21 protein-coding genes are annotated in these 26085 nt (G+C 71.1%); 16 read left to right on the forward strand and 5 right to left on the reverse strand.

Translation table 11 applies throughout. From position 1 onward, the window contains the following. Window positions 1-48: 48 nt before the first annotated feature. From ABD240_RS08830 to ABD240_RS08850, 5 genes are all read left to right on the forward strand, one after another. Complete coding sequence (locus ABD240_RS08830; protein WP_344336906.1) at window positions 49-1659, forward strand: pyridoxal phosphate-dependent decarboxylase family protein; 1611 nt, start codon at window positions 49-51, stop codon at window positions 1657-1659. Next, entirely contained in the window at window positions 1656-3329 is a 1674-nt protein-coding gene (locus ABD240_RS08835) for a lysine N(6)-hydroxylase/L-ornithine N(5)-oxygenase family protein (protein ID WP_291798286.1), read from the forward strand. The genes ABD240_RS08830 and ABD240_RS08835 overlap by 4 nt, the downstream gene beginning before the upstream one ends. Continuing rightward, a complete protein-coding gene (locus ABD240_RS08840) occupies window positions 3326-5905 on the forward strand; it encodes a GNAT family N-acetyltransferase (protein ID WP_291798283.1) in 2580 nt (859 codons plus the stop codon). Before ABD240_RS08835 ends, ABD240_RS08840 begins: the two co-directional genes overlap by 4 nt. Window positions 5906-6025: 120 nt before the next feature. Next, window positions 6026-6919: an oxygen-dependent tRNA uridine(34) hydroxylase TrhO gene (gene trhO / locus ABD240_RS08845; protein ID WP_344336907.1), complete on the forward strand. Its 894-nt coding sequence runs from the start codon at window positions 6026-6028 to the stop codon at window positions 6917-6919. A gap of 89 nt (window positions 6920-7008) precedes the next feature. After that, window positions 7009-7707 (forward strand): phosphatase PAP2 family protein, encoded by a 699-nt coding sequence (locus ABD240_RS08850; RefSeq protein ID WP_344336908.1) that lies wholly within the window; start codon window positions 7009-7011, stop codon window positions 7705-7707. A 162-nt stretch (window positions 7708-7869) separates the two neighbouring features. Here ABD240_RS08850 and ABD240_RS08855 read toward each other — a convergent pair whose 3' ends face one another. From ABD240_RS08855 to purS, 4 genes are all read right to left on the reverse strand, one after another. Beyond that, the gene (locus ABD240_RS08855; protein ID WP_344336909.1) at window positions 7870-9126 is read right to left on the reverse strand and encodes a DUF6882 domain-containing protein; all 1257 of its coding nucleotides are present in this window, start codon (window positions 9124-9126) and stop codon (window positions 7870-7872) included. Then, window positions 9123-9629, reverse strand: a complete 507-nt coding sequence (locus ABD240_RS08860; RefSeq protein ID WP_344336910.1) for a VanZ family protein — start codon at window positions 9627-9629, stop codon at window positions 9123-9125. Before ABD240_RS08860 ends, ABD240_RS08855 begins: the two co-directional genes overlap by 4 nt. 400 nt (window positions 9630-10029) lie before the next feature. Beyond that, window positions 10030-10761, reverse strand: coding sequence for a phosphoribosylformylglycinamidine synthase subunit PurQ (gene purQ / locus ABD240_RS08865; protein WP_425547005.1), 732 nt, complete (start codon window positions 10759-10761; stop codon window positions 10030-10032). A gap of 44 nt (window positions 10762-10805) precedes the next feature. After that, window positions 10806-11072 (reverse strand): phosphoribosylformylglycinamidine synthase subunit PurS, encoded by a 267-nt coding sequence (gene purS / locus ABD240_RS08870; protein ID WP_344336911.1) that lies wholly within the window; start codon window positions 11070-11072, stop codon window positions 10806-10808. Window positions 11073-11396: 324 nt separating this feature from the next. Here purS and ABD240_RS08875 point away from each other — a divergent pair, with 324 nt between their 5' ends. Both ABD240_RS08875 and ABD240_RS08880 read left to right on the forward strand, forming a co-directional pair. Beyond that, window positions 11397-12908, forward strand: a complete 1512-nt coding sequence (locus tag ABD240_RS08875; RefSeq protein ID WP_344336912.1) for a TRAP transporter large permease subunit — start codon at window positions 11397-11399, stop codon at window positions 12906-12908. 63 nt (window positions 12909-12971) lie between these two features. Continuing rightward, window positions 12972-13802 carry an aspartate/glutamate racemase family protein gene (locus tag ABD240_RS08880; RefSeq protein ID WP_344336913.1) on the forward strand — a complete coding sequence of 277 codons (831 nt, stop codon included), beginning with the start codon at window positions 12972-12974 and terminating at the stop codon, window positions 13800-13802. Between the two features lie 19 nt (window positions 13803-13821). Here ABD240_RS08880 and purD read toward each other — a convergent pair whose 3' ends face one another. Continuing rightward, a complete protein-coding gene (gene purD, locus ABD240_RS08885; RefSeq protein ID WP_344336914.1) occupies window positions 13822-16119 on the reverse strand; it encodes a phosphoribosylamine--glycine ligase in 2298 nt (765 codons plus the stop codon). Between the two features lie 385 nt (window positions 16120-16504). On the opposite strand from purD, the gene ABD240_RS08890 reads away from it, so the two are divergent. The 9 genes from ABD240_RS08890 to ABD240_RS08930 all read left to right on the forward strand — a co-directional run bounded on the left by ABD240_RS08890 (window position 16505) and on the right by ABD240_RS08930 (window position 26027). After that, window positions 16505-17359, forward strand: coding sequence for an ABC transporter permease (locus ABD240_RS08890; protein ID WP_344336915.1), 855 nt, complete (start codon window positions 16505-16507; stop codon window positions 17357-17359). Beyond that, window positions 17343-18128, forward strand: coding sequence for an ABC transporter ATP-binding protein (locus ABD240_RS08895; protein ID WP_291795255.1), 786 nt, complete (start codon window positions 17343-17345; stop codon window positions 18126-18128). The genes ABD240_RS08890 and ABD240_RS08895 overlap by 17 nt, the downstream gene beginning before the upstream one ends. Then, the gene (locus ABD240_RS08900) at window positions 18125-19204 is read left to right on the forward strand and encodes a glycosyltransferase family 2 protein (protein WP_344336916.1); all 1080 of its coding nucleotides are present in this window, start codon (window positions 18125-18127) and stop codon (window positions 19202-19204) included. The genes ABD240_RS08895 and ABD240_RS08900 overlap by 4 nt, the downstream gene beginning before the upstream one ends. Window positions 19205-19283: 79 nt before the next feature. Then, complete coding sequence (locus tag ABD240_RS08905) at window positions 19284-20321, forward strand: hypothetical protein (RefSeq protein WP_344336917.1); 1038 nt, start codon at window positions 19284-19286, stop codon at window positions 20319-20321. 53 nt (window positions 20322-20374) lie between these two features. Continuing rightward, entirely contained in the window at window positions 20375-20839 is a 465-nt protein-coding gene (locus ABD240_RS08910) for a DUF3151 domain-containing protein (RefSeq protein ID WP_344336918.1), read from the forward strand. An 83-nt stretch (window positions 20840-20922) separates the two neighbouring features. After that, on the forward strand, window positions 20923-22011 hold the full coding sequence (locus tag ABD240_RS08915; protein WP_344336919.1) for an asparaginase: 1089 nt from the start codon (window positions 20923-20925) through the stop codon (window positions 22009-22011). Window positions 22012-22185: 174 nt separating this feature from the next. Beyond that, complete coding sequence (locus ABD240_RS08920) at window positions 22186-22584, forward strand: sterol carrier family protein (RefSeq protein ID WP_291795247.1); 399 nt, start codon at window positions 22186-22188, stop codon at window positions 22582-22584. Between the two features lie 93 nt (window positions 22585-22677). Continuing rightward, window positions 22678-24459 carry an amidohydrolase gene (locus ABD240_RS08925; RefSeq protein ID WP_344336920.1) on the forward strand — a complete coding sequence of 594 codons (1782 nt, stop codon included), beginning with the start codon at window positions 22678-22680 and terminating at the stop codon, window positions 24457-24459. A 125-nt stretch (window positions 24460-24584) separates the two neighbouring features. Beyond that, window positions 24585-26027 (forward strand): aldehyde dehydrogenase family protein, encoded by a 1443-nt coding sequence (locus tag ABD240_RS08930; RefSeq protein WP_291795244.1) that lies wholly within the window; start codon window positions 24585-24587, stop codon window positions 26025-26027. Window positions 26028-26085 lie beyond the last annotated feature (58 nt).

Raw genomic sequence — 26085 nt, forward strand, 5'->3', positions numbered from 1 at the left:
GGGGTTGAGGCAGAGCTCCCCGATGATTCCGAGGAGGAGAACGGACTGATGACAGCCTTGAGGACAGAGCAGGGTGAGGCCCCAGGCGGCAGAGGGCCCGTCCCGGCCTGCGGAGCCGGGCAGGGCGGGGCCGCCGCCGGGGCGAGGTCGGAGCGAAGTCCACTGCTGAATGCGGCGAGTGCGCGCGAATACGAAGCCCTGCTCCATGACGTCGTCGACGCGCTGGGCCGTCGCTTCCGCACGGTCGAGGCTCCCGTCTCGGGGGTCTCGCGCTCCGACCTCGAGGAGCAGGTGGCCAGGATCGATCTCGACGGCCCGGCGATCGGCCACGAGGCTGCACTGCGGGAGGCCGAGGAGCTCTACACCGCGCATGCGGTCTGGTTCCACCACCCTGCCTATGCCGCCCATCTCAACTGTCCGGTCGCCGTGCCCGCAGTCGCGGCGGAGGCGATGCTGGCGGCGGTCAACACCTCGGTCGACACCTACGACCAGTCGACTGTCGCAACCCTGATGGAGCGCCGCCTCATCGCGTGGGCCGCCGAACAGATCGGTTTCGCCGCCGGAGACGGCGTGTTCACCTCGGGCGGCACGCATTCGAATCTGCAGGCTCTGCACCTCGCTCGCGAGGCGGCTCTGCGCAGAGCCGCCTCGCGGACGGAGGAACTCCCACGACTGCGCGTGCTGGCCACCGCGGAGAGCCACTTCTCCGTCGGGCGTGCGGCACATCTGCTGGGGCTGGGCACGGACGCCGTGCTCTCGGTCGCTGCGGATGCCGAGGGACGCATGGACCCGGAGGCGCTCGACGCTGCCCTGGCCGGAGTCGAGGAGGACGGTGCGCGGGTGATGGCCGTCGTGGTCACGGCCGGTACGACGGACCGCGGGGTCATCGACCCCATTGCGGCAGTCGCCCGCCGCTGCGAGAGCGCCGGCCTCTGGCTGCACGTCGACGCCGCCTACGGCGGCGGGCTGCTCGTGTCGCCGCGACGCAGACACCTGCTCGCGGGGATCGAGCGGGCGAACTCGGTGACGATCGACTTCCACAAGACGTATTTCCAGCCGGTCTCCTCCAGCGCGCTGGTGGTGCGCGAGCCCCGGGACCTCGCCGCCACAGCGCACCATGCGGACTACCTCAACCCCGTTGCGGAGGCCGGCCGTGCGGACTCCGAGCCCAACCAGGTCGACAAATCCCTCCAGACCACACGGCGCTTCGACGCCCTCAAACTGTGGACGACCCTGCGCGCCCTCGGGGCGGAGAGGGTGGGCGAGATGGTCGACGCCGTCTGTGATCTGGCTGAGTACGTGCGCCTGCGGCTCGAGGCCGATCCCGAGTTCGAGGTGCTGGGTCGCTCGGATCTCAGCACGGTGCTCTTCCGCTTCTGCCCCGCAGGTGCCGACGAGGCCGCCGTCGACGCGCTGGTGCCGGAGATCCGGAGCCGGCTCTTCGCCTCCGGGCGGGCTGTGGTGGCGCGCACGGTGGTCGCGGGGATGCCCTGGCTCAAGGTCACCCTGCTGAACCCTGAGGCGACCCTCGCGGATCTCGACGTGGTGCTCGAGCATGTGCGCACTGCAGGACGTGAAGCGCTGCGGGAGGGATGCGGCGCACGGAGCCCCGGCCGGTCGGCCGCGGAGCTGGCGATGGCCGGGGGTGAGCGCGGATGACGGGTGTGACGGAGCCGGCCAGCGGGTCTCTGGGTCCGCAGCACGCTGAGCCGGGACGCGAACGCGTGCACGATGTCGTGGGCATCGGAATCGGGCCCTTCGGTCTGGGAATGGCGGCCCTCGCCGAACCTCTGCCCGATGTCGACGCCGTCTTCCTCGACCAGGCTCAGGGCTTCCGATGGCATCCGGGGATGATGCTCGAGGGCGCGACCGTCCAGGTGCCCTTCCTCGCGGATCTCGTGACCATGGCCGATCCGACCTCCCCGTACTCGTTCCTCGCCTTCCTCAAGGCCGTGGGTCGTCTCTACCCCTTCTACATCCGCGAGTCCTTCTATCCCCTGCGCGCCGAATACGACGAGTACTGCCGGTGGGTCGCGGATCAGCTCACGACGCTGCGCTGGGGACGCCGGGTGACGGCGATCGAGGTCGAGACGGGTGGGCCCGAGGCTCAGGAGCACTACCGGGTGAGGGCGGAGCTGCTGGACGCCTCAGGGGAGGTGATCGGCATCGAGCACCACCGAGGCCGCCATATCGTGCTGGCGGTCGGCACCAGTCCGGTGATGCCGGCTCCGCTGCACGCGCTGCGGGCGGCCGCCGCAGCGCACGCCGACGAGCCGAGGCGCAGCGGTCCGGTCGTGCACTCGGCCGACTATCTCCCCCAGCGCGAGGCGCTGCTGCGGCAGGATTCGATCACGCTCATCGGCAGCGGACAGTCGGCGGCGGAGATCTACCGGGACCTCATCGAGGAGACGAGCGCCCGCGGCATCCGCCTCGACTGGCTCACCCGTTCGCCGCGCTTCTTCCCCATGGAGTACACCAAGCTCACACTGGAGATGACCTCCCCGGAGTACACGGACCACTTCCGTTCGCTCCCCGAGGAGCTGCGCGCCCACCTGGGGAGAGAGCAGCGCAGCCTGTACAAGGGGATCAGCGGCGATCTGGTCGACGAGATCCATGACACGCTCTACCGGCTCAGCCGCGGCGGGCGCGAGGTGCCGAGCATGCTGCTGGCCGGCGCCGAGGTCCTCGAGGCGCGCAGCGAACCGGTGCGGCAGTGTGGCGGGAGCGACGTGGGCCGCCCGCAGGCGGGTGAGCAGCCGGTGCAGGAGGAATCCGGTGCGGACCGGTACGTCCTCCGCGTCCTCCAGGCCGATCAGGAGCGGACCTTCGAGCTCCGCACCTCTGCGATCGTCGCCGCCACGGGGTATTCCTCCTCCGTCCCCCCGTTCCTGGCACCCATCGCGGACAGGGTGCGACTGGACCGTCGCGGCCGCCTCGACGTCAGCCGCGAGTACACAATCGACGACGAAGGCCGCCTGCACGTTCTCAACGCCGAGGAGCACACGCACGGTGTGACCGCTCCGGACCTGGGCTTCGGAGCGTGGAGGGCCTCGGTGGTGCTCGCCGCGATCACGGGGAGGGAGCCGTATCCCATAGAGCGGAGGATCGCTTTCCAGACGTTCGGAGCACCGGGGACGGCGGGCGCGTTCGGGCACCCCGGCACTGTGAGCGCTGACCCGCTGGCAGATGAGACGACCGGTGCGCACGCATCCGGGACCGGCGTCGACAACCCTGTGGCGCTGGACCACACGGAGGGCGTCACCGACGGGGGCACAGCTGCAACCGCGCATACCCCTGCGCAGAGGATGAAGGAGGCCGTGAGCCGATGAACCCGACTGACACCCCCACCATGGCCGCGACTCACCGCGCGGAACCTGATGTCATCGACGACAGCGCGGGTTCCGATGACCCTGCTGGCGGCTTTGCCGGTGACCCTGCAGGAAACCCCGCCGCGCAGGCAGCCGATTGGGACATCACACTCGAGCCCGTCGATCCGGTGCGCGATGCGGCGACACTCCAGCGCTGGTTGTCAGATCCCAAGTCTGTCTTCTGGGCCATGACGGACCGGGACGTACCGGCGGTGCAGGAGTATCTGCGCACGGTGGTCGATTCCGCTGACCAGGACGGCTGGCTGGGACGCGTCGACGGAGCTCCCCTGTTCTACGCAGAGACCTATGCCCCGGCTTCGCTGCTGCCGGCCGACGTCCTCGACGTGCACGCCGGCGACCTCGGCATGCACCTGCTGGTGTCCCCTGCAGGCGAGAAGCCCCGCCGGGGACTCACAGCGGCCGTCATGCGTGACGTCATGGACTTCTGCCTTCGCCCGCTTGCAGCCGGTGGCCGTGGCGCAGACCGGGTGGTGGTGGAGCCGGATGTGCGCAATACAGCCATTCACCGGAAGAACGCAGCGGCAGGATTCCGCGTGCTGCGCGAAGTGGAATTCTGCGTGGACGGGCAGACGAAGCGCGCACTCTTGAGCGTGTGCACTCGCGAGGACTTCGCCGCGAGTCCGCTGGGTTTCGCTGTGGGCCGGCAGCATGGGGCCGGCGGGCTTGCCGGCGAGGCGGCAGGAGGGCCGGCCGGTCCCGGCGAACCCGCCTCCGGGCCGTACGCTCACCTGGATGGGAGCCTGCTCGCACGCGCACAGCGGCATCTCGTGGCCAAGGCGCTCACCGAGTTCTCCCACGAGCGTCTCATCGCCCCGAGCCAGGCCGAGGGCAAGGACGCAGCTGCCGCGGACGGAGAGCCCGTCCAGTACACGGTCGTGGTTCCCGAGGCGCCGACCATCTACTCCTTCCGCGCCCGGGTGCTGCCACTCGAGCACTGGCTCATCGAGGAGGACAGCCTCGTGCGCCTGGTGGACGGGGTGGAGACACCCCTGGACGTACAGGAGCTCATCCTCGAGCTGCAGAGCTCGCTCCAGCTGCCGGAGAGGCTCATCTCCACCTACCTCGAGGAGCTGGCGTCGACGCTAGCCGGAGCCGGAGCCAAGCTGCAGGCCGAGATCGACGGGACGCGGCCGGACTCGAGGGAGCTGCTGAACGCAGGCTTCCAGCAGGTCGAGGCGGCAATGAGTGAAGGGCATCCGAGCTTCGTCGCCAACAACGGTCGGATCGGGTTCGGGCTCTCCGACTATTGGCGGTATGCCCCGGAAATGGGACGGCGGACCCGGCTCATGTGGGTTGCGGTGAAGCGTGAGCTGAGCCATCTGGCCTTGGGCGAAGGTATGGACGAGGATGCTCATCTGGACCTCGCGCTCAGCCCCGAAGAGCGAGGGGCGTTCAACGCGCGTCTTGCTGATCGCGGTCTTGACCCGGCTGACTTCCACTTCCTTCCCCTGCACCCATGGCAAGCGGATCACCGCTTGGCGATCACCTTCTCTGCAGACATCGCTCGCGGCGACTTGGTGCCGTTGGGGCCCGGCGGAGACGAGTTCCAGCCGCAGCAGTCACTGCGGACGTTCTTCAACCTCGTGCGGCCGGAAGCGCCCTACGTCAAAGTGGCGCTGTCCGTGCAGAACATGGGATTCCTGCGTGGACTCTCTCCCGCCTACATGCGGCCCACACCCGCGATCAACGACTGGGTCGCAGAGCTGGTGGGCGGGGATCCAGCCTTCGCGGGTTCCGGATTCTCGGTGCTCCGCGAGCGTGCAGCTCTGGGCTATACCGGGGACGTCTACCACCGCACTGCGGAGTCGAATCCCCACCGGAAGATGCTTGCAGCGCTCTGGCGGGAGAGCCCGCTGCCGAAGCTGGAGGAGGGCGAGAGGGTCTTCACCATGGCTGCGCTTCTGCACCGCGACCACCAGGGCCTCTCCTTCGCCTCCGAGCTCATCCGTGCATCAGGACTCACGTCCCGGGACTGGGTGAGGTCATACCTGGAGGCGTATGTGGTTCCTCTTGTGCATGCGCTGCTCGCTCATGATCTGGTGTTCATGCCCCACGGGGAGAACCTCATCCTCCGTCTGCGTGAGAACACGGTGACGGGAGCGTTCATGAAGGACATCGGGGAGGAGGTCGCGGTTGTGAGCACGCGCGAGCTGCCTGCGGACATCGCGCGCATCCGGGCGGTTGTGCCCGGGGACGAGAAGGCGCTGTCGATCTTCACGGATGTCTTCGACGGGGTGCTCCGGCATCTTTCCGGCACTCTGCATGCCGATGGGACGCTGCCGGCAGAGGACTTCTGGAAGCTCGTGGCCGAATGCCTCGACCGCTATGAGCTCGCCCACCCGGGGACCGCCCACGGTCTGGCCGGGGACGTCGATCTGCGTGCGGAGAGATTCGCGCACTCCTGCCTCAACCGTCTGCAGCTGCGCAACACCCTGCAGATGGTCGACATCGGCAATCAGGCGGAATCGCTCCTCTACGCCGGAACCATGCGCAACCCCGTGGCCCGCAGGCGGTAGGCGGACTGCTCCCGTCCGCCTCCGGCATGACGGGCGGGCCTGCAGGCGGTCCGCCGGATGGGCGCGGACCCAGCGCGGACGGGAGCAGTCCGCCCGTGAGGCCGTGCATAGAATTCCCCCATGTCCGTTCCCAAGATCGTGCTCTTCTACGTCTTCACCCCTCTGCCCGATCCGGAGGCCGTGCGCCTCTGGCAGACCGCCCTGTGCCGGGAACACGGGCTCAAGGGGCGCATCATCGTCTCCGCGCAGGGGATCAACGCGACCGTGGGCGGCGATGTCGCGGACGTGAAGCAATACGTGCGGGAGACGAAGTCCTACGCGCCCTTCCGCGGCGCGGACGTCAAGTGGTCCAACGGCACCGGCGACGACTTCCCGCGGCTCAGCGTCAAGGTGCGTCCGGAGCTCGTGGCCTTCGGCGCCCCGGATGAGCTCGTCGTCACCGAGGACGGGGTCCAGGGCGGCGGTGAGCATCTGCGGCCGGGCGCGCTGCACAGGCTCGTGGAGGAGCGCGGGGACGATGTGGTCTTCTTCGACGGCCGCAATGCGATGGAGGCGGAGATCGGCCGCTTCCGCGATGCGGTGGTCCCGGACACCACGACCACGCGGGACTTCCTCGCGGAGCTGGACTCCGGCCGCTACGACCATCTCAAGGACAAGGCCGTCGTCACCTACTGCACGGGCGGCATCCGGTGCGAGGTGCTCAGCGCCCTCATGCGCACCCGCGGCTTCGAGGAGGTCTACCAGCTGGACGGCGGGATCGTCCGCTACGGCGAGACCTTCGGCAACGCCGGACTCTGGGAGGGCTCGCTCTACGTCTTCGACAACCGGCTCCACATGGAGTTCGGCGAGGGCGCACAGTCGCTGGGTTCCTGCACGCACTGCGGTGAGCGCACTCCGCTGTTCGTCAACTGCGCGAACGAGGAGTGCCGGGCGCAGTTCCTCCGCTGCGAGGCCTGCACGGATGCGGGACTGCAGCGGCGCTGCCGCGACTGCGAAGGGCGCGTCGCCGCGTGAGAGCGGATCACGAGCGGTCTGCTCGCACAGAGCCTGAGGTTCACCAGCAGTCAGTGGATCGCGCTCAGCCAGCGGAGCCCGCGCCGTCCGTGAACGGCTCCGGCACCCGGCAGGTGCCCGAGGCCGGCCACAGCAGGTGTGCCATGGTCCTGGGCGCCGCGGGTCTGCTCGTGGTCGCGGCGGCGCTGGGACTGTGGGTGTACAGCGCACCCGGTGGTGAGACCGCCGTGGACCACTGGTGGCACGACCTCGCCGCGGGCGGCGGCGGGGCCCCGCTCGTGGGCTTCTCCCTCGTGATGGACTACGTGGGCGCGGGCTGGGCGGGCGTCCTCGCGGTTCCGCTGCTCATCGCCGCGTTCCTGCTGTGGCGGCGAGGGTGGAAGGCCGTGGTCTTCGCGCTGACCGCATGCGCCTGCAGCGCGCTGGTGGTCCAGCTCGCCAAGCACGTGGTGGCGCGGGCCCGGCCCGAGGACATGCTGGTGCTCTCCGACTTCGGCTCCTTCCCCTCCGGGCACACCGCCAACGCGGCGACGGTGGCCGCGATCCTCTGGCTTCTGTTCCCCCGCATGCGCGTGCTCGTCCTCGGACTGCTCTGGATCGTGCTGATGGCCTTCTCCCGCACCGTCCTGGCGGTGCACTGGCTCACCGACACCGTGGGCGGCGCCGCGGTGGGCATCGCCACGGCGCTGCTGTGCGGCGTGTGCCTCCTGCCGTGGGCGGAACCCCAGGGCGCGCTCAGGCCCGAGGCCAGTTCCGCACCCGAACCCGCGTCCGGTTCCGGCCTCTGACGCTGTACGGAGGCCAGCCCCCACTGCGCGCCGATCTGTCCTGACCGGCAGCCGGCCAGTCGCAGCCGGACGGCGGCGTCCGCCACAGGGGAGGCTTCTGCGGTGCGGACACCTGGCAGCATGCCCACACCGCAGAGAGCTGCCCCTCTGTCCGGTCGGCGCTCACCTGCCGAAGAGGCGCTTGAAGAAGCCCTTCCTCTCCTGCCTGCCGCTCTGCTGGCCGTCGTCCTGCCGGCTCTCGTCCTGGTCCGCCCGGTCCGGTCCGGTGGCGGGCTCGGCCTGCGCCGGTTCCGCAGCGGGTGTCTGCACAGGACGCGGAGCGTCCGCCGGCTGCGCGCCCTCGTCCTCCGGCGCAGGGGCCTGGGCGGCGGGGACGACCGGCTCCTCCGCCGGAACCGCTCCCTCCGCGTCTGCGGCGGGAGGGGCCGTCTCGGCAGCGGGGACGGACGTCGCCGCGGGGGCGGGAGCCGGCTGTGCGGCAGGCGCCTCGGCAGGGGGAGCGGCCGGGGCCTCGGGTGCGGTCTGGGCCGGGGCCCCGGGGACCTCCTCGGGCACCTCCACGGCTCCGAACACCGCCGCAGTCTCCGGTGCCCGCGCCTCCGCGAACTGCTCCGCGGCCTCCCCGGCGAGCGGCTGCGCGGCCTGGCAGGTGGCGATGCGGCCCTGCTCGTCGAAGGTGATGTCCGCGCTGCCGTCCGCGCAGAGAAGGCGGATGCCGTCCTCCGGCAGGGCGACGGTGCGCAGGCCGCGCAGCCGGAAGTAGGACTCGAGCGCGGCCCGGTGGTCGGAGATCTCCATGTCCGTGATGCCGGAGGCGATGGCGCGCACCACCTTCTTGAGCTCCGGCTCGCCCAGGGCCAGCCGCGCGTCGTCGACGAGCACCCACACCGTGGTCCCGCCTCCGGCCTGTGCCGGGTAGTGCGCCCAGGCGCCCGTCACCAGCTTGGCCGCGAGGGTGAGGCGGGTGGGGAGCGCGTCCGCGTCGAGCGGGAGCTCCTCCGCGGTGAGCTCTGCGATCCCGTGTGCGGTGCCGTACTCGCGCACGCGGTGGGAGAGCGCGACGACGGGATCCGGGAAGCCGGAGTCGTTGGTCCAGCCCCAGTGCCAGGTGGCCTCACGCGGACGCCGGACGTCCGAGCCGATCATGTGCGGGCGGAGCTCCAGCTCCTGCCGCTCGGCGGGCGCGGTGCCCGAGGTGCCGGCCGCCTGCCCGGCGCCGCCCGCCTTCCCCGCCCCGGGCTTCTTCGACGTGCCTGCGGATCCGCCGGCCTCCGGAGCGGGGAGGGTGAACCGCAGCCGAGGTGCGGCGGAGAAGTCGATGTCGAACTCCGCTCCGGCGATCAGCCTGCCGAAGTGGTGCTGCACCTCCGTGGAGAAGAAGACGGCGCGGTCGACCAGGCTCTGCAGGGAATCGCTCATGGCTCCAGGGTAGTGGAGCGTCCGGGCGGGGTGGGGCCGTGGATGCGATGCCGGCGCAGCCGGTCGAGCGCGATCCCCAGCCCCACGCCGATGATCCCGCCCGTCGTGTTCATGACCACGTCCATCGCGGTGGCGGACCGGGAGCTGTAGAGGACCAGCTGCGTCGTCTCGATGCCCAGACTCAGCATGTGGAGGACGGGGACCCACCACCAGCGCGGCAGCAGCAGTGCCAGGCCGAGGCCCAGCGGCACGAACATGACGATGTTCCACACCATCTCCAGCCGCACCGGGGTGAACGCCTCGGCATACGGCAGCCAGCCGAACATCGCCTGGAAGATCTCCCAGACGCGGTGGTTCGCGCGCCCGATCGCGTGCCCGGACGGGAACAGGACGAGGAGAGCGCACAGCGTCGTCGCGGGGATGAGGAGGGCGGTGCCGGCGAGCCGCTGGAGACGGCGGAGCCTCTCCGCCTGCAGCCGGCGGCGCGTGCGGCCCCTCCCCACGACCCGCGCCGAGGCTGCTGCCGCGGAGACGGGGCCGGTGGAGGCGGGGGCCGCAGAGGCAGGACCCGCAGAGACAGGGCGCGTGGAGACGGGGCCCGTGGTGGGTGCGGGAACGCGGCCGGAGGGTGGAGGCGCGGCGGGGCCGGACGGTGCTGCGGGCGCCGGGGGTGCGGCAGTGCCGTCCGCCGGCGGGCCAGCGGACGGCACCGGTGCGGCGGGTGCCGGAGGCGGAACGATGGGCCGAGGCGGCGGCCCGGCGGGCAACGGGGGTGCGGCTGCCGGCCGGACCGGCACCTCGGGCGTAGCAGGAACCTCGACCTGAACGGACCCCCGTGCCCGGGTCTGCGGCTCGTCCTGGACCTGAGTCTCGGGCGGGGTGCGGAACTCCGTCACAGACGCGTCACTGCGACAGCAGCGAGCGGATCACAGAGGTGAAGAAGCCCTGGCCGTCGATGCCGGTGCGCATGCCGGAGGCGGAATCGGGGCCGAATCCGGCCTCGACCGCGTGCTCCGGGTGCGGCATGAGACCCACGACGTTGCCGCGTTCGTTCGTGATGCCGGCGATGTCGCGCAGTGAGCCGTTGGGGTTGCCTCCGGTGTACCGGGCCACGACGCGGCCGGTGGCCTCGAGCTCGTCCAGCACGGACTGCTGAGCCACGTACCCGCCCTCGCCGTTCTTCAGCGGGATGGTGATCTCCTCGCCGGCGGCGTAGGAGTTCGTCCACGCGGTGCTTGCGTTCTCCACGACGAGCTTCTGGTCGCGGCAGATGAAGTGCTGGTGGCTGTTGCGGATGAGCGCCCCGGGCAGCAGGTGGGACTCGCAGAGGATCTGGAAGCCATTGCAGATGCCGAGCACCGGCATGCCGCCGTTCGCGGCGTCCACGACCTTCTCCATGACGGGTGCGAACCTGGCGATCGCTCCGCAGCGCAGGTAGTCGCCGTAGGAGAAGCCGCCGGGGAGGATCACCGCGTCCACGTTGGACAGGGAGTCGTCGCCGTGCCACAGGCTCACGGCCCGGGCGCCGGAGAGCGTGACGGCGCGCTGCGCATCGCGTTCGTCGAGGGAGCCGGGGAACTGCACCACGCCCACCCGCAGCGTGTCCGCGCCGGTGAGGGGGGCCTCGGCGCCCAGGTCCGCGACGAGCGGAGTGGCCGTGGCGACAGCCGTGCGGGAGCTCACTGCGCGGCCTCCTCCGCGGTCGTCTCGCGGACCGCGACGACGTCCTCGATGACGGGGTTGGAGAGCAGCGTGCCGGCGGCCTCACGCGCGGCGGTCAGCGCCTCCTCGGTCACGGGGCCCTCCACGTCCAGGTGGAAGAGCTTGCCCTGGCGCACGTCCGCGAAGGCGTTGAGGCCCATGCGCTCCAGGCCGGATCGGATCGCCTTGCCCTGCGGGTCCAGGATCTCAGGCTTGGGCATGACTTCGACGACGATCCGTCCCATGCGCGCGTACTCCTTGAAAGTGGGAGGGTGGGGAATTCCGGACCAGTCTACCGGGCCCCACAGGCTGCTGATGTCTCACTCTGCGTCGTCGGGGCGGGCGAATTGCGACGTGATGTGAGACGTGGATGGAAATGCGGCAGCGCGGAGTGTGGCGGGAGGCGGGCGGCGCGCCAGCGCGGGCGGCTGGGAGGTGCCCGCAGAATGGACCGAGGTGTGAACTGGAGCACCCGGACAGTACTCTGCCTGCAGGTTTTCACGCCTCGGCACACCGGGTCGTGAGCAGACCTCGCCGCCGCAGGGGCGCGAGGCCGAAAGGGGAGTGCCGTGAGCCAGATCGCCGTGATCGCGATACCGCTGATCCTGCTCTTCGCCGTCATCCTCCTCAAGCGGATACCGTGGATCGGTGGGAGCGTGGAGGCTGCGCTGCTGCTCGCGGGCCTGTCTCTCGCGCTGCTCTCCGGCGTGGCGCCGGTCGACTACCTCACGGGCACGGTGGACGGCATCGACCGCATGGCCTGGGTGATCGCGCTGAGCCTGTTCGGGTCGATCTATGCGGAGACCCAGGTGCGGATGGGCACCATCGACGCGACCATGGGGCTGCTGCGCAGAGTGTTCGGCGATTCGCCGCGCGGCCTCATCACCGCCACCTTCATCACGCTCGTGATCGGCGGCTCGCTGCTGGGGGACGCCATCGCCACGGCGACCGTGATCGGCTTCCTCGTCATCCACTCGCTCGCGGCCATGGGGGTGCGGCCCGTCCAGATCGGCATGATCATCCTCGTGGGGGCCTCGCTGGGATCGATCATGCCGCCGGTGAGCCAGGCGATCCTCCTCTCTGCCTCACTCGTGGGCACCGATCCCAGCCCGGTCATCCGCATCGCCTTCCTCACGGTGGGCGCGGCCGTCGTGTTCGCGATCCTCGAGTCGTTCCGCTTCGTGCGGAAGCGGAAGGGTGCCGCCGAGGCCGGTGCGGGCGCCTCGGGCGACGACGCCGGCAGGCGGGGAAGAGACGCCGAGGCGGGAGGTGCCTCGGGTGCGGGCTCTGGGGCTCTCCCCGCTGGCGGTGCCGGTTCTGCGGGCGCTCCGGGCGCGGGGGCCGGTGCCGGAGCGGTGCTGGCACCGGTGCCCAGCGCACGGAGCCTGTTGCGGACGCACGGCCACACCTTCGTCCCCATGCTGGTGCTCCTGGCGATCGTCCTGCTCAACACGGGCTGGGGGATCAACGTCTACACGGTGGTGCCGGGGCTCTCGCACCTCACCGCGGCGCTCGAGTCCGTGCCGATCCTGAACGGTTTCGCCAACCCCGTCGTCATGGCCATCGGCACCGCCGCACTCCTCTCCTTTCTCTACCCCGTGGTGCACAGGGCGCCGGGGGCCGTGCTGGCGGAGGGGACCCGCAAGGTCCTCAAGACGATCCGTCTGCAGCTGTGCGCGGGATTCCTGGTGGGCATGGTCTACGCCTCCGGTCTCGTGGACTCCGTGGCGGACCTGGCGCAGAGCATGCACGGCGGCTCCGTCGTGACGGTGGGCGTGGCGGCGATCCTGGTGCTGGGCATGCTCACCGGCTCGCAGACCGCGGCGCAGACCGTGACGGTCCCGTTCCTCTCGCCGCTGCTCGAGCAGCTGGGTGTGGAACCGTTCAACATCGCGCTGAGCATGAGCCATCTGGCCGCGGCCGCGCAGAATCTGCCTCCCGTGGGGCTCACCGCGTTCGTGGTGGTGGGCCTGGTGGGCGGCAGCCTCAACACCAAGGTGGATCCGGTCAAGGTCATGGTGCTGGCGCTGCCCAACTCCCTCTTCCTCATCGCCGTGGGCATCGTCGCCCTGCTGGTGTGAGGCTGCGGGCTCGCGAAGGAATGCCCATGTCTCACTCTGCATCGCCAGGGAGGGTGAATATCGATGTGGATTGAGACATGGGCGGCAGGTGGGTACGCGGGCTGCGTGGTGCGAAGCGGTGCGCGCCTCGGCGTCCTGGTGCTGGACACGCGCTTCGAGAGGGTGCCCGGGGACATCGGCAGCCCGGAGACGTTCCGGCGTGCGGAGTGGGCTGGGAGTGCGGAGAAGGGCGACCGCGCGCCCGTCCTCTTCCGCACTGTTCCGGGTGCGACTGTGGCGCGGGTGATCGGCCGACAGGACGGTGGCCTCGTGGACCTGTTCGCCGCACACGCAGCGGCGCTCGCAGCCGAGGGCGCCACCGCGATCACCACGAGCTGCGGATTCATGGCGCGGCACCAGACGGAACTGGCCGCGCGCATCCCCGTGCCGTTCGCCTCGTCCGCACTGTGCCTGCTGGGTGCGCTGCAGGAGCGGTACGGCGTGGTGGGGGTCATCACCGCCGACAGCACCCGGCTGACCTCCGAGCACTTCACGGCGTGCGGGGCCGTGCCGCCGGACGTAGGCTCGTCGCACGCGGGGCCGTCGCGCGGAGGCCCGGCGGACAGCGTGGTGGCCGGCATGCAGGGGAAGCCTGCGTTCCGTGCGGCGATCCTCGACCAGACCGCGCCCCTGGACCCCGAGCGCATCCGCGCAGAGGTCCTGGAGGTGGGAGCCGAGCTGATTCGCGCCCACCCCGAGGTCCGGGCGCTGCTCCTCGAGTGCACCAACCTCCCGCCGTATGCGCCGGCACTCGCCGAGGCCTCGGGCCTGCCCGTGTTCGACGCACTCACCCTGTGCCACGCGCTCATGTCTCACTCTGCGTCGTTGGAGGGGGCGAACATCGACGTGGAGTGAGACATGGGCGGACCGGAGATCAGCCGGGGAACGGCGTCCCGGTGATCCTTTCGAAGGCCTCGAGGTAGCGCGCACGCGTACGCTCCACGACCTCGGCGGGCAGTTCCGGCGGCGGCACGCTGCCGGACTTGTCCCAGCCGGACTCCGGGGAGGTGAGCCAGTCGCGCACGAACTGCTTGTCGAAGCTCTCCGCCGCCTCGCCAGGGACGAACGTCGCCGCGTCCCAGAAGCGCGAGGAATCCGGGGTGAGCACCTCGTCCGCGAGCACGATCCGCCCGTCCGCGTCCCGCCCGAACTCGAACTTGGTGTCCGCCAGCACGATCCCGCGCTCGCCCGCGAGCTCCCGGGCCCGCTCGTAGACCCGCAGCGTGAGGTCGCGCAGCGCCTCGGCGTCCTCCTGGCCCAGGATCTCGACGGTGCAGGCGAAGTCGATGTTCTCGTCGTGGTCGCCCACCGCGGCCTTGGTGGCCGGGGTGAAGATCGCAGGCTCCAGGCGGCTTCCCTCGCCCAGCCCGTCCGGCAGCGCATTGCCGCAGACGGCGCCGGTGCGGCGGTAGTCGGCCAGGCCGGAGCCGGTGAGGTAGCCGCGCGCCACGCACTCCACCTCGAACATGTCCAGCCGCCTGCAGATGAGGCCGCGCCCGGCGACCTCCTCCGGCACGTCCACGCTCACCACGTGGTTGCCCACCAGGTCGCGCAGCTGGTCGAACCACCACACGGACAGGCCGGTGAGCACCCTGCCCTTGTCCGGGATCTCGCTGCTGAGCACCCAGTCGTAGGCGCTGATCCGGTCCGAGGCGACCATGAGCACCTCGGCCGCGCTCGCCAGGTCGGACTCGCCCTCGCGGATGTAGAGGTCGCGCACCTTGCCGGAGTAGGCATGCTTCCAGCCGGGCACGGCAGGGGCGTTCGCCGCCGCCGAGGCCACTGCGGCAGCCGCGGTCGTCGCACCTGAGGCAGTGGGGGCGCTCGTTCCGGAGGCGCCGGAAGGCTCCGAGGCCGCAGAAGCGGGGCGCGCCTCGGCAGCGGAACCTGCGCTCGCCTCGGGCACCGTGATCTCCCCGCGCTCTGCCTTCAGAGCGATGTCCGTGCGGTACTGGACGCCCTCCCAGCTGATGCGGGAGGCGGCCTCGTACGCCCGCTTCCGGGCGGCTGCGAGGTCCTCGCCCAGGGCCACGACGGAGAGCACCCGGCCGCCGTCGGTGAGGAACTCGCCCTCGGGGGAGAGCACGGTGCCCGCGTGGAGGACGTCCACGCCCTCGAGCGCGAGTGCGTCCTCGAGACCGGAGATGGGATCGCCCTTCCGCGGAGCCTCGGGGTAGTTCTCCGCGGCCAGCACCACCGTCACGGCGGAGCGGGGGTCCCAGTCGAGCGGCAGGTGCTGGGCGAGAGTGCCCTGCGCGGCGGCGAGCAGGAGGCCGGCGAGCGGTGTGCGCAGGCGCGCGAGGACGGACTGCGTCTCCGGATCGCCGAACCGCACGTTGAACTCGATGACGCGCAGCCCGCGGGAGGTGAGCGCCAGGCCGCAGTAGAGCAGGCCCACGAAGGGGCTGCCGCGGCGGGCGAGCTCGTCGACCACCGGCTGGGCGACGCGGGAGACGATCTCGTCGACCATTCCCTCCGGCGCCCAGGGCAGCGGGGAGTAGGCGCCCATGCCGCCGGTGTTGGGGCCGGAGTCGCCGTCGCCGATCCGCTTGAAGTCCTGGGCGGGGGAGAGGGGCACCGCGGTGGTGCCGTCACAGACGACGAAGAGGGAGACCTCGGGCCCGTCGAGGTACTCCTCGATGACCACGCGGTCCGAGGCGGACAGGCAGGACTCCGCGTGCGCCTGGGCCGCGGCGATGTCGTCCGTGACCACGACGCCCTTGCCGGCCGCCAGACCGTCCGCCTTGACGACGTGGGGTGCGCCGAACCGTTCGAGTGCGGCGCGGGCCTCGGCGGGGGTGGTGGCGGCGACGGCTGCGGCGGTGGGCACGCCTGCGGCCTCCATGACCTCCTTGGCGTAGGCCTTGGAGCCCTCGAGCACCGCGGCCTCCTGGCCGGGGCCGAACACCGGGAACGAGGCCTCCCGCAGCGCATCCGCCACGCCGGCGACCAGCGGGGCCTCCGGCCCGATCACCACGAGGCTCACGTCGAGCTGGCGGGCCAGCGCCACGCATGCGCCCGGATCCGTCTGGTCGAGGGGACGGGTCTCGCAGAGCAGGTCGATGCCGGGGTTGCCGGGGGCGGCGATGACGGCATCGACCGCCTCGTCGCGGGAGAGGGCGGAGACAAGGGCGTGTTCGCGGGCGCCAGGGCCGATGACGAGTACCTTCACGATCCCCAGGGTACTGGTTGCACGGGCGGCGGGGCGTGCGTGTTCAGGCCGCTCCCTGCATGATCCGCAAGTCATCTGCGCGCGATCCGCAGGTTGATCCGCAGGTTGCCTGCACATGATCCCGTAGGTTACGTCTGCGTACCGGCCGTGCAGGGCGGCCGCTACGCAGACGTAACCTGCGGGGCGGGCGCAGGGACCCGCGCGGGAGCGGGGAGCCGCGCGGGCGCAGGGAGCCGCGCGGGAGCAGGGACCCGCGCGGGAGCCCGCGAGACCACGAATCCTCTCGGAAACCTCGCGTTCACGAAGGTGTGGGGCTCGCTGGGAAGGCAGGCTCCCTCCGCTTCGCTAGACTCGGGAGGTCCACACTCTCCGTCGAAAGAACGCTGTGTCTGAGAATCTCTCGCAGGTCGCGGCCGACCGCGGCCTCGAACGCGTGGGCGCCCGTCCACCTCTGGGTGCCTATCTGGTCCAGGTGATCAGGCGTCTCGACTTCACACTGTCCCTCGCGCGGTTCCGCATCAAGAGCGAGAACGAGCGCAACCGACTGGGGATGCTGTGGGTGCTGCTGCGTCCCACGTTCTCCGCGCTCATCTACGGCACGGTGTTCGGCCTCGTCCTCTCCGGCATCCGCCCGCACAACTTCGTGCCGTTCGTGGTGGTGGGCGTCTTCCTCCTCGAGTTCTTCAACACCTCGATGAACGGCGGGGCGAAGTCCATCATCAGCAACACGGCGCTGGTGCAGTCGCTGCCGTTCCCACGCATGGTGCTGCCGGTGGCGAAGGTGCTGGAGAACCTCCTCAACTTCATCCCCCCGCTCATCATGATGCTGGGCATCGCGCTGCTGTGGGGATCCACACCCAGCTGGAGCTGGCTGCTGCTCATCCCGCTGATGCTGCTGTTCTGGATGTTCAACCAGGGCGTGGCGCTCGTCTTCGCGCGGCTCACGGTGCACATGCGGGACCTGTCCCAACTCACGCCATTCATCTCGAGGATGATCTTCTACACCGCCGGCGTCTTTTACGACCCGGCCCGGATCCTCGCCGACTACCCGCGGCTCACCCCGATCTTCGACTGGCACCCCCTCTACGAGATCCTCGCCATCACGCGCGGCCTCATCCTCGACGGCTACGAGGTGCCCGTGGACTACTGGTGGAAGTTCGCGATCTGGTCCGTCGGCATCCTCGTCGTGGGAATCGTGTTCTTCTGGAAGGCTGAGGAGCGGTATGGCCGAGAGAACTGAGGACGCCGCAGCGGGGGCCGAGCCGGCAGCAGCCGCCTCGCAGGAGCCCGTGGTCGTGTGCGACGACGTGCACGTGGAGTACAGCGTGCTCGCCACCGGCAAGCGCGTGGACAAGGGCAGCGCCGCGGGCTTCATGCAGCGCCGCCGCTCCATGAAGAAGGTGCACGCGCTCAAGGGCGTGAGCTTCATCGCGCACGAGAACGAGTCGATCGGCGTGATCGGGACCAACGGCTCCGGGAAGTCGACGCTCATGCGCACCATCACCGGCCTCACCCCGGCCTCCAGCGGTGCCGTCTACGCCCGTTCCCGCCCCAATCTGCTGGGGATCGGCGCCGCGCTCATCCCCGATCTCTCCGGCAGCCAGAACATCATGCTGGGCGGCCTCGCGATGGGCATGAGCCGCCGGGAGATCGAGGACAAGTACGACGAGATCGTGGAGTTCACCGGCCTCGGCGAGTTCATCGACATGCCCATGCGCACGTACTCCTCCGGCATGTCCGCCCGCCTGAAGTTCGGCATCGCCACTGCCCGCGATCACGACATCCTCATCGTGGACGAGGCGCTGAGCGTGGGCGACAAGGCGTTCCGGAAGAAGAGCGAGGCGCGCATCCGCGGCATCCGCGAGCGCGCGGGCACGGTGTTCCTCGTCTCGCACTCGATGCGCTCCATCCGGGACACGTGCAACCGCACCATCTGGATCGAGAAGGGCGAGCTGCGCGCGGACGGGGAGACGAAGGACGTCGTCGCAGAGTACGAGAAGTTCAAGTGAGCCGCGACTCCCAGCGGCTGCGGCCCGAGGCCCTGCCCGAGCTCCCGGCCTCCCCCGGCGTCTCCTACATCATGCCGGTGCTCAACGAGGCGGCACATGTGGCCTCGGCAATCACCGGCATCCTCGCCCAGGAGTACGCGGGTGCGCAGGAGATCGTGCTCGCGCTGGGCCCGTCCACGGACGGCACCACGGAGATCGTGCGGCAGCTCGCGCTCGAGGACCCGCGCATCGTGGCGGTGGACAACCCTGCCGGAGACACCCCGGTGGGCCTCAACCTCGCCATCGCGGAGACCTCGTACCCGATCATCGCCCGCGTGGACGCACACTCGGAGCTCTCCCCGGACTACACCGCCCGCGCCGTGGAGGCGCTGCGCGAGAGCGGGGCGGCGAATCTGGGCGGACTCATGCAGGCCCGAGGCCGCAGCGCCTTCCAGCGGGCCGTGGCCCGGGCCTACATGTCGCCGGTGGGCCTCGGCGGTCCCGCCTACCACTCCGGCGACGAGGCGCAGGAGGCCGAATCCGCCTACCTGGGCGTCTTCCGCCGGGAGGTGTTCTCCGTCCTGGACGGCTTCGACGAATCGCTGCGCCGCGGGCAGGACTGGGAGCTCAACCTCCGCATCCGCGAGGCGGGAGGATCCATCCGGTTCGATCCCGCGCTCACCGTCACGTACTGGCCGCGCGACTCCTGGTCGAAGCTCGCTCAGCAGTTCTACGCGACGGGTGTGTGGCGGGCGGAGATCGTGCGCAGACACGCGGCCAAGAACTCGCTGCGCTACTTCGCCCCGCCCGTGCTGGTGCTCGGCATGGGCGCGGCCGTCGTGGAGATGGTCCTCCAGCTCACCGGCACCACCCGGCGGTGGCCGCGCTGGCTGCGCCGCTTCACCGCAGCGGTGCACATCCCCAGCACGGCCTACGTGGCCGGCATCGTGGCGACGGCCTGGAGGGCGAAGGACGCCGGACTGCGTGAGCGGGTCTGGTTCGCCGCGGTGCTTCCCACCATGCACCTCACCTGGGGAGCAGGATTCCTGCGCGGGCTGGTGACGGGTGCCGCGTCGAACCGGGACCGCAGCAGATGAGGTGTGCACCGAGCCGCGCGGGCCGGTGCGCGGCAGACAGCAGAGGAACGTCGGGGGACATCCCCGGAGTCAGGAACAGGTGACGGTGGCGAAGGCGAAGAAGGACCGCGAGGACGCGCGGGGTCCGCGGATGGACGACCTGTCCGACCTCACCCCGCAGAACCTCTCCCGTGCCGCACGGCGCAGGCAGGCGCAGGCGCGGGCACGGGCCACCCCCGTGAGCCCTGAGGAGCAGGCGAAGTGGGAGGCGAAGACGGCCGCCGCCGAGGCCCGCAAAGGGGAGCGCACCAACGCCCCGTTCATCGTGCTCGGGGTGGTCGCGGTGCTCGTCATCGCCCTGTTCGCGTGGAATGCCCTCAAGCCCAAGGAGCAGCTGACGGTCGGCGCGCTGCACGCGCCGGCCGTGGCCGCGCTGGACGGCGGCGGTGCTGCCTACCCGCCCGATTCCGCCGAGGCCGTGGGGGAGAGCGTGAAGTTTGGCTACCTCCCGGCGGTGGAGCTCCAGGAGCTGGCCGACGGCACCGTGGTGCTGGGCGCTGAGCCGGAGGCCGCAGACGGCGGTGAGGCGGCCGGCGCGGGTGAGGCGGCCTCGGCCCCGGGGTTCTCCCAGCCGTACGCGCAGCTGAGCCCGGAGGAGTTCGCCGAGGGTTCGATCCCCGCCCCGCGTGAGGACGGCCGCGCGGGCACACCGGTGACCTGGGAGGACGCCTACGCGGACTTCGCCGAGGCCACCGTCTTCATGCCGGCCGTGGACACCCGGGCTGAGCTGGACGCCGTGCTGGACGCGGCGGCCGCACGTGAGCGGCTGGACGCTCTCATCGTGCGCACGGAGGACGCCGGCCTCGCGCGCGCGGCTGCGGATGCCGGGGCGCCGGCGCTCTTCACCGGCGACCTCCCCGCCACGACGGCGGAACAGCTGGAGACTGCGGGATTCAGCATGGCGGCGGTGCCTGCGGACCGTGAGGACCTCACCGCCTGGATCGAATCCGGGCTGCAGGTCTGGGCCACCGGCGTGAGTTCCGCGGAGCAGCTGGGAGAGCTGGCGGAGCAGGGCGTGCAGGGTGCGCTCACGGCGAACCCGTTCGAGCTCCAGCCGCCGGAGGGCGGCGAGGACTGAGCGCACCCGTGCGGCCGGGCGGCGCGCGTCCGCCCGGCGATACAGTGGTGCGCATGGCACAGAACCTGGGCACTCCCTCGCACATCGGCAATCTCGACCCCTCGCAGCTGGGCCCGCAGCCCACCTATCTGCCGGAGGACCACCCGGACGTGGAGGCCCTCGCGCGGCTGGAGGCGGGCGAGGAGCCCGTCGACATCGTCGCCTCGCTGCCGGCGTCCAGCCTGGCGTGGGCGGAGCTCGCGGACGAGGCCTTCTCCGAGGGACGCCTCGTGGACTCCTACGCCTATGCGCGGGTGGGCTACCACCGCGGCCTCGACGCCCTGCGCGGTGCGGGCTGGCGCGGTGCGGGCCCCATCCCGTGGGAGCACACCGTCAACCGCGGCTTCCTCCGGGCGCTATACGCGCTCGGCCGTGCGGCGGCGGGGATCGGGGAGGCCGAGGAGGCGCAGCGTGTGACGAAGTTCCTCAACGACTCGGACCCTGCCGCCATGGACGCCATCGCCCGGGCACACGGATGACGGACGGGCAGACGATGGGAGCGCAGGCGTCAGGTGCCGGTGCAGAGGCCTCGGGTGCCGGTGCGGAGAATTCGGGTGCCGGGATGGAAGCGAGCGGCGCTCCGCCCGTCGGCGCTTCCGCACAGGGGGTGAACGGCCCCCACACCTTCACGGCGGCACAGGCGGCGGAGCTCGCCGTCGTGGAGCGTTCCGGCTTCATCGAGTCGAGGCACCTGGGTGCGGCCGTGGTCCTCGATCCGTCCGGACGGGTCGCGACCAGCATGGGTGCCGTCGAGGAGCCCGTGTTCGTCCGCTCCTCGCTCAAGCCGCTCCAGGCCGTGGCGAGCCTGCGCATGGGCGCCCGCGTGGAGGGGGCCTCGGCGGCACTCGCCACCGCGTCCCACAAGTCCGAGCAGCGCCACATCGACACCGTCGCCGCCATGCTCGCCTCCGCGGGGCTGGACGAGCACGCGCTGCGCTGCCCGTCCGCGCCGCCCGCGCACGGAGCCACGCGTGTGGCCCGGCGGGAGGCCGGCCAGGAGTTCTCGCGGCTGCACTTCAACTGCTCCGGCAAGCACGCCGCGTTCCTCATGGCGGCGGTGGCCGGCGGGCACTCCACGGAGGACTATCTGGATCCGGCGCATCCGGTGCAGCAGGAGGTGGCGCGCGTCGTCGAGGAGTTCTCCGGCGCGCCCTCCGCGGCGGTGGGCACGGACGGCTGCGGCGCTCCCGTGCACGCGCTGCCTCTCACCGGGCTGGCGCGTGCTATAGGCCGGTTCGCGGTGGGCGACACCCCGGAGACGCGGACGCTCATGGACGGCGTCCTCGCGCACCCCTGGGGCATCCAGGGCGAGGGGCATCCCAACACCGTGGTGATCGAGCGCCTGGGGACCTTCGCCAAGGGCGGTGCGGAGGGTGTGCTGGTCCTCGCCACCCCGGACGGCTGGTCGCTCGCGCTCAAGTGCCTGGACGGGTCCGCCCGGCCGGCGGAGCTGGTGGGGCTCAACCTGCTGGCCGCAGTGGGGGCGGTGGACCGGCAGGCCGCCGCCGAGGCGCTGGCCCGGGTGCTCCCCGCCGTCACCGGCGGCAGCGGTCCGGACGGTGCTGCGGTGCCCGCCGGCGCTGTGCGCTCCGGCGCGGGACTGCTCGCGGCGCTGGAGGGGCTGGGTGTGCAGCCGCTGGCCGTGGGGTGAGGCCTGCGCCCGCGCGGTCCTGCGGCCGTCGGCGTCGCCTGGGCGAGGCGGGTTGGCAGGTGCGGGCGGTGCCGGGAGTGGTTTCCGGTGCCGCGCGGGCGAGCCTGACCACTCGAGGTGAGCCGGCCTCGGGCGCATGTGTGTGAGGAACTCAAGGGACGGAGAGGACGAGCCATGAGCAGGAAGCGGAGGATCGATCCGGCCGCGGGCGAGCAGGCCCTGCACCTGTGGTGCAGCACCCTGGACGCGGCCGGTGCGCCGGTGGACCGCAGGACGCTGGCGACGGCCGTGCGGTACTCGCTCGAGGAGCTGGCGGTGCGCTTCGAGGGAGGCAGCGTCGAGGTGCGGGTGCCGCCGTTCGGCGTGACGCAGGCGATCGACGGCCCCGCACACACGCGCGGCACCCCGCCCAACACCGTCGAGACCTCGCCCGAGGTCTGGCTGCAGGTCGTCACGGGACGTCTGGACTACGGGGCGGCGGTCTCCGAGAACAGGATCGAGGCCTCGGGCATCCGCTCCGACCTCTCCGCGTTCCTGCCGCTCTTCACCCGGGAGGGGCACCCGCGGGGGTGAGCGGCTGAGGCTGAGCGGTGAGGCCGCTTCTCCGCGGCCATGCGGCGGCCATGCGGCGGGAGCCGCCTGCACGACGATGACGAGGGAGTCATGATGCGCACGCTGTACCATTCCGGGACCATCCGCACGATGGTCGACATCGACGACGCGCCGGAGTGCGTCGTCACGGAGGACGATCGGATCCTCTTCGTCGGGAATTGCGCGGAGGGGCGGGCGCTCCTGCGCGATGACGATGCGGCAGTCGACCTCGCCGGTCGCACACTGATGCCGTCGTTCATCGATTCGCACGGGCATTTCCTCATGTACGGCCAGTTCGCAGCCCTCGTGGACCTCAGTGAAGCGAACTGCATGGACGACATCGTCACGGCGCTGACGTCTCGCCTGAGCGGGCGTACAGACCCGGTGTCCGCGCCGCTGGTGGGTGTGAACTACGACCACAACTTCCTCCGTGAGCGGCGGCACCCCACGCGTGACGACCTGGACCGCGTGAGCACGGTGACGCCGGTCATCGTCATGCACGCCTCCGTGCACATGGGCGTGGGCAACAGCGTGCTCGTGGAGCGAGCGGGGCTGACTGCGGAGACCCCGGATCCGGCCGGCGGCAAGTTCGGCCGCCGGCCGGGCGGCACGGAGCCGGATGGCTATGCGGAGGAGATGAGCGCCATCCGCGCCTTCTCACGCGCGCTGTCCGGGGACGGGGCGGCTGCCCAGCTGATTCCGGGCGCGGGGGTGGGAGCGGCAGAGGCGATCGCGAACGCACAGAGGGAGTACCTGAGGCAGGGCATCACCACGGTGCAGGAAGGCGCCGCCGGTGCGCAGGCGGTGGAGGATCTCATCGCGGCCGGACGTGAGGGGAAGCTCGTCCTCGACGTCGTGGCCTATCCGGTGCTCAACCGCGGCGGCCCCGCGTGCGTCGCGGCGCACCCAGAGCATGCCTCCGGATACGGGGATCACGTGCGGATCGGCGGCTACAAGATGATCCTCGACGGTTCGCCTCAGGGCAGATCGGCGTGGCTGAGCCGTCCGTACGAGCCGGAGCGCGGGGCGGGGGCCGGACACGACGCGGAGACCAGTGCGGTTCACGCGAGCGATTCTCCTGCTCAGACGGGCCGAGCCGAGGAAGGCGGCCATGAACTGCCCGGCGGTGCATCGGACGGGGACGGTGTGCCAGGGCCCGGCCTCGGCGCCCCACCGGAATGCACCTGCGGGTACCCCGCACTGCCCACCGAACAGGTGGAGACCTGGGTGCGGCTGGCCGCGGAGGAGGGACGGCAGCTGATCGCCCACTGCAACGGCGACGCCGCCGCGGAGCAGTTCCTCTCCAGCGTGGAGACCGTGAGCCGGGACCAGCCGCAGATCGCGGAGCAGCGACCCGTTATGATCCACGCGCAGATGGTGCGCGACGACCAGCTCGACCGCATGCCTGCGCTGGGGATGCTCGCGTCCTTCTTCTGCGGCCACGTCTACTACTGGGGCGACGTGCACATGCAGAATCTGGGCCCCGTGCGCGGTCGCTTCATCTCCCCTGCGCGTGCGGCGCTGGACAGGGGTGTGCGGATCACGCTCCATCAGGACGCGCCGGTGACGCCGCCGGACATGGCCCTGTCCCTCTGGGCGGCGGTCAACCGGATCAGCCGGTCGGGGAGGCCCATCGGCCTCGACCAGCGGATCACCACGTGGGAGGCGCTGCAGGCGGTCACCAGCGGAGCCGCCTATCAGTACGGGGAGGAAGATGACAAGGGGCGCATCGCGCCGGGTATGCGGGCGGACCTCATCATCGTCTCCGAGGACCCGGTGGAGATGGATCCGAGCCGTCTGCGCGAGCTCCGGGTGGACGTGACGATCAAGGACGGCGCTGTCGTCCACTCGCGCTGAGGCCGCCTGGACAGAGTCCGCATGGCCTCCGGCCGCGCCCCGGCTCTGCCTCAGTGCGCATCCACCCGGTCCCAGATGGCAGGAGGGGCCTGCCTGCTCGCCTCGCCGTGGTGTTGAATGGCGCCATGACCGCGCACACAACGCAGACGACGTCGTTCATCGGCGGCCGGCACGTCCCCTCCCTGAGCACCTACGCCAACATCGACCCCGCCACCACGCGCTCACTGGGCGAGGTCTCCCGCGCCGGCGCGGACGAGGTGGACCGCGCCGTGGCCGCGGCCACCGCGGCACAGCGGGAGTGGCGCAGGTCCTCACCGGAGCAGCGGTCGACGCTCCTGGTCCGCACGGCGGCACTCATCCGCGGCGATCGCGAGCACCTCGCGCGCCTGGAGTCCGAGGACACCGGCAAGCCGCTCACGCAGGCCTACGCGGACGTGGACGTCTGCGCCCGCTACTTCGAGTTCTACGGCCACACCATCGAGTCCTACTACGGCCACCAGATCCCGCTGGGCGAGGACATGCACGTCTTCACCCGGCGTGAGCCCTACGGCGTGACCGGCCACATCGTCGCCTGGAACTACCCTCTGCAGCTGGTGGGCAGGGCTGCGGCCACCTCCCTGGCGACCGGGAACTGCGCGGTGGCGAAGCCTGCGGACGAGACCCCGCGCTCCACCGTCCGCCTCGCAGAGCTCATCGCGGAGGCCGGCTTCCCGGCCGGCGCCTTCAACGTGGTCACCGGCCTGGGCGCCGAGGCCGGTGACGCCCTCGCCAGCCACCCCGGCGTAGCGCACCTGGGCTTCGTGGGCTCGACGGCCACGGGTTCGCTCATCGCCCATGCCGCCGCGGACCGCGTCATCCCCACGGTGCTGGAGCTGGGCGGCAAGTCCGCCAACGTCGTCTTCGCGGATGCGGACATCGACGCGGCGCTGCCCAGCCTGGTCCGCTCCATCGTGCAGAACGCCGGGCAGACGTGCTCCGCGGGATCCCGCCTGCTCGTGCACGCAGACGTCCACGACGCGGTGGTGGAGAGGATGGCCGCGGCCATGCAGGCGATCACGGTGGGGCGGGGCCTCGACGACCCCGGCCTCGGCCCGCTCGTCTCCGCGAAGCAGCAGGAGCGCGTGCAGGGCTTCCTCGATGAGCTGAACGGCGGCCAGGTGGTGACCGGCGGCGTGCGTCCGGAGGGGCTCACCGCGGAGCTCGCCGACGGAGCCTTCATCGCTCCGACGATCGTCGATGCCGTCACCCCGGAGCAGCGGATCTTCCACGAGGAGGTGTTCGGCCCCGTCGTGGCCGTGTCCTCCTTCGACTCGGACGAGCAGGCGCTCGCACTCGCCAACGGCACGGACTACGGCCTCGTCTCCGCCGTGTGGACGCAGAGCCTGAGCCGGGCGCACCGCATGGCCGCCGGGATCGAGGCCGGTCAGGTGTTCGTCAACACCTATGGCGCGGGTGGGGGAGTGGAGCTGCCGTTCGGCGGGTTCAAGAAGTCCGGGTACGGCCGGGAGAAGTCGATCGAGGCCTTCGACGAGTACACGCAGACCAAGACGGTCGTCATGAAGCTCTGAAGCCTGGTGCCCGGGGAAGGCCCCTCTCTCGCGCCTTCCCCTCCCCGTTTCGCCTCCA

Origin of the sequence: Brevibacterium salitolerans, assembly GCF_039531405.1 — a bacterium.
In the GTDB taxonomy this organism is placed as follows: domain Bacteria; phylum Actinomycetota; class Actinomycetes; order Actinomycetales; family Brevibacteriaceae; genus Brevibacterium; species Brevibacterium salitolerans.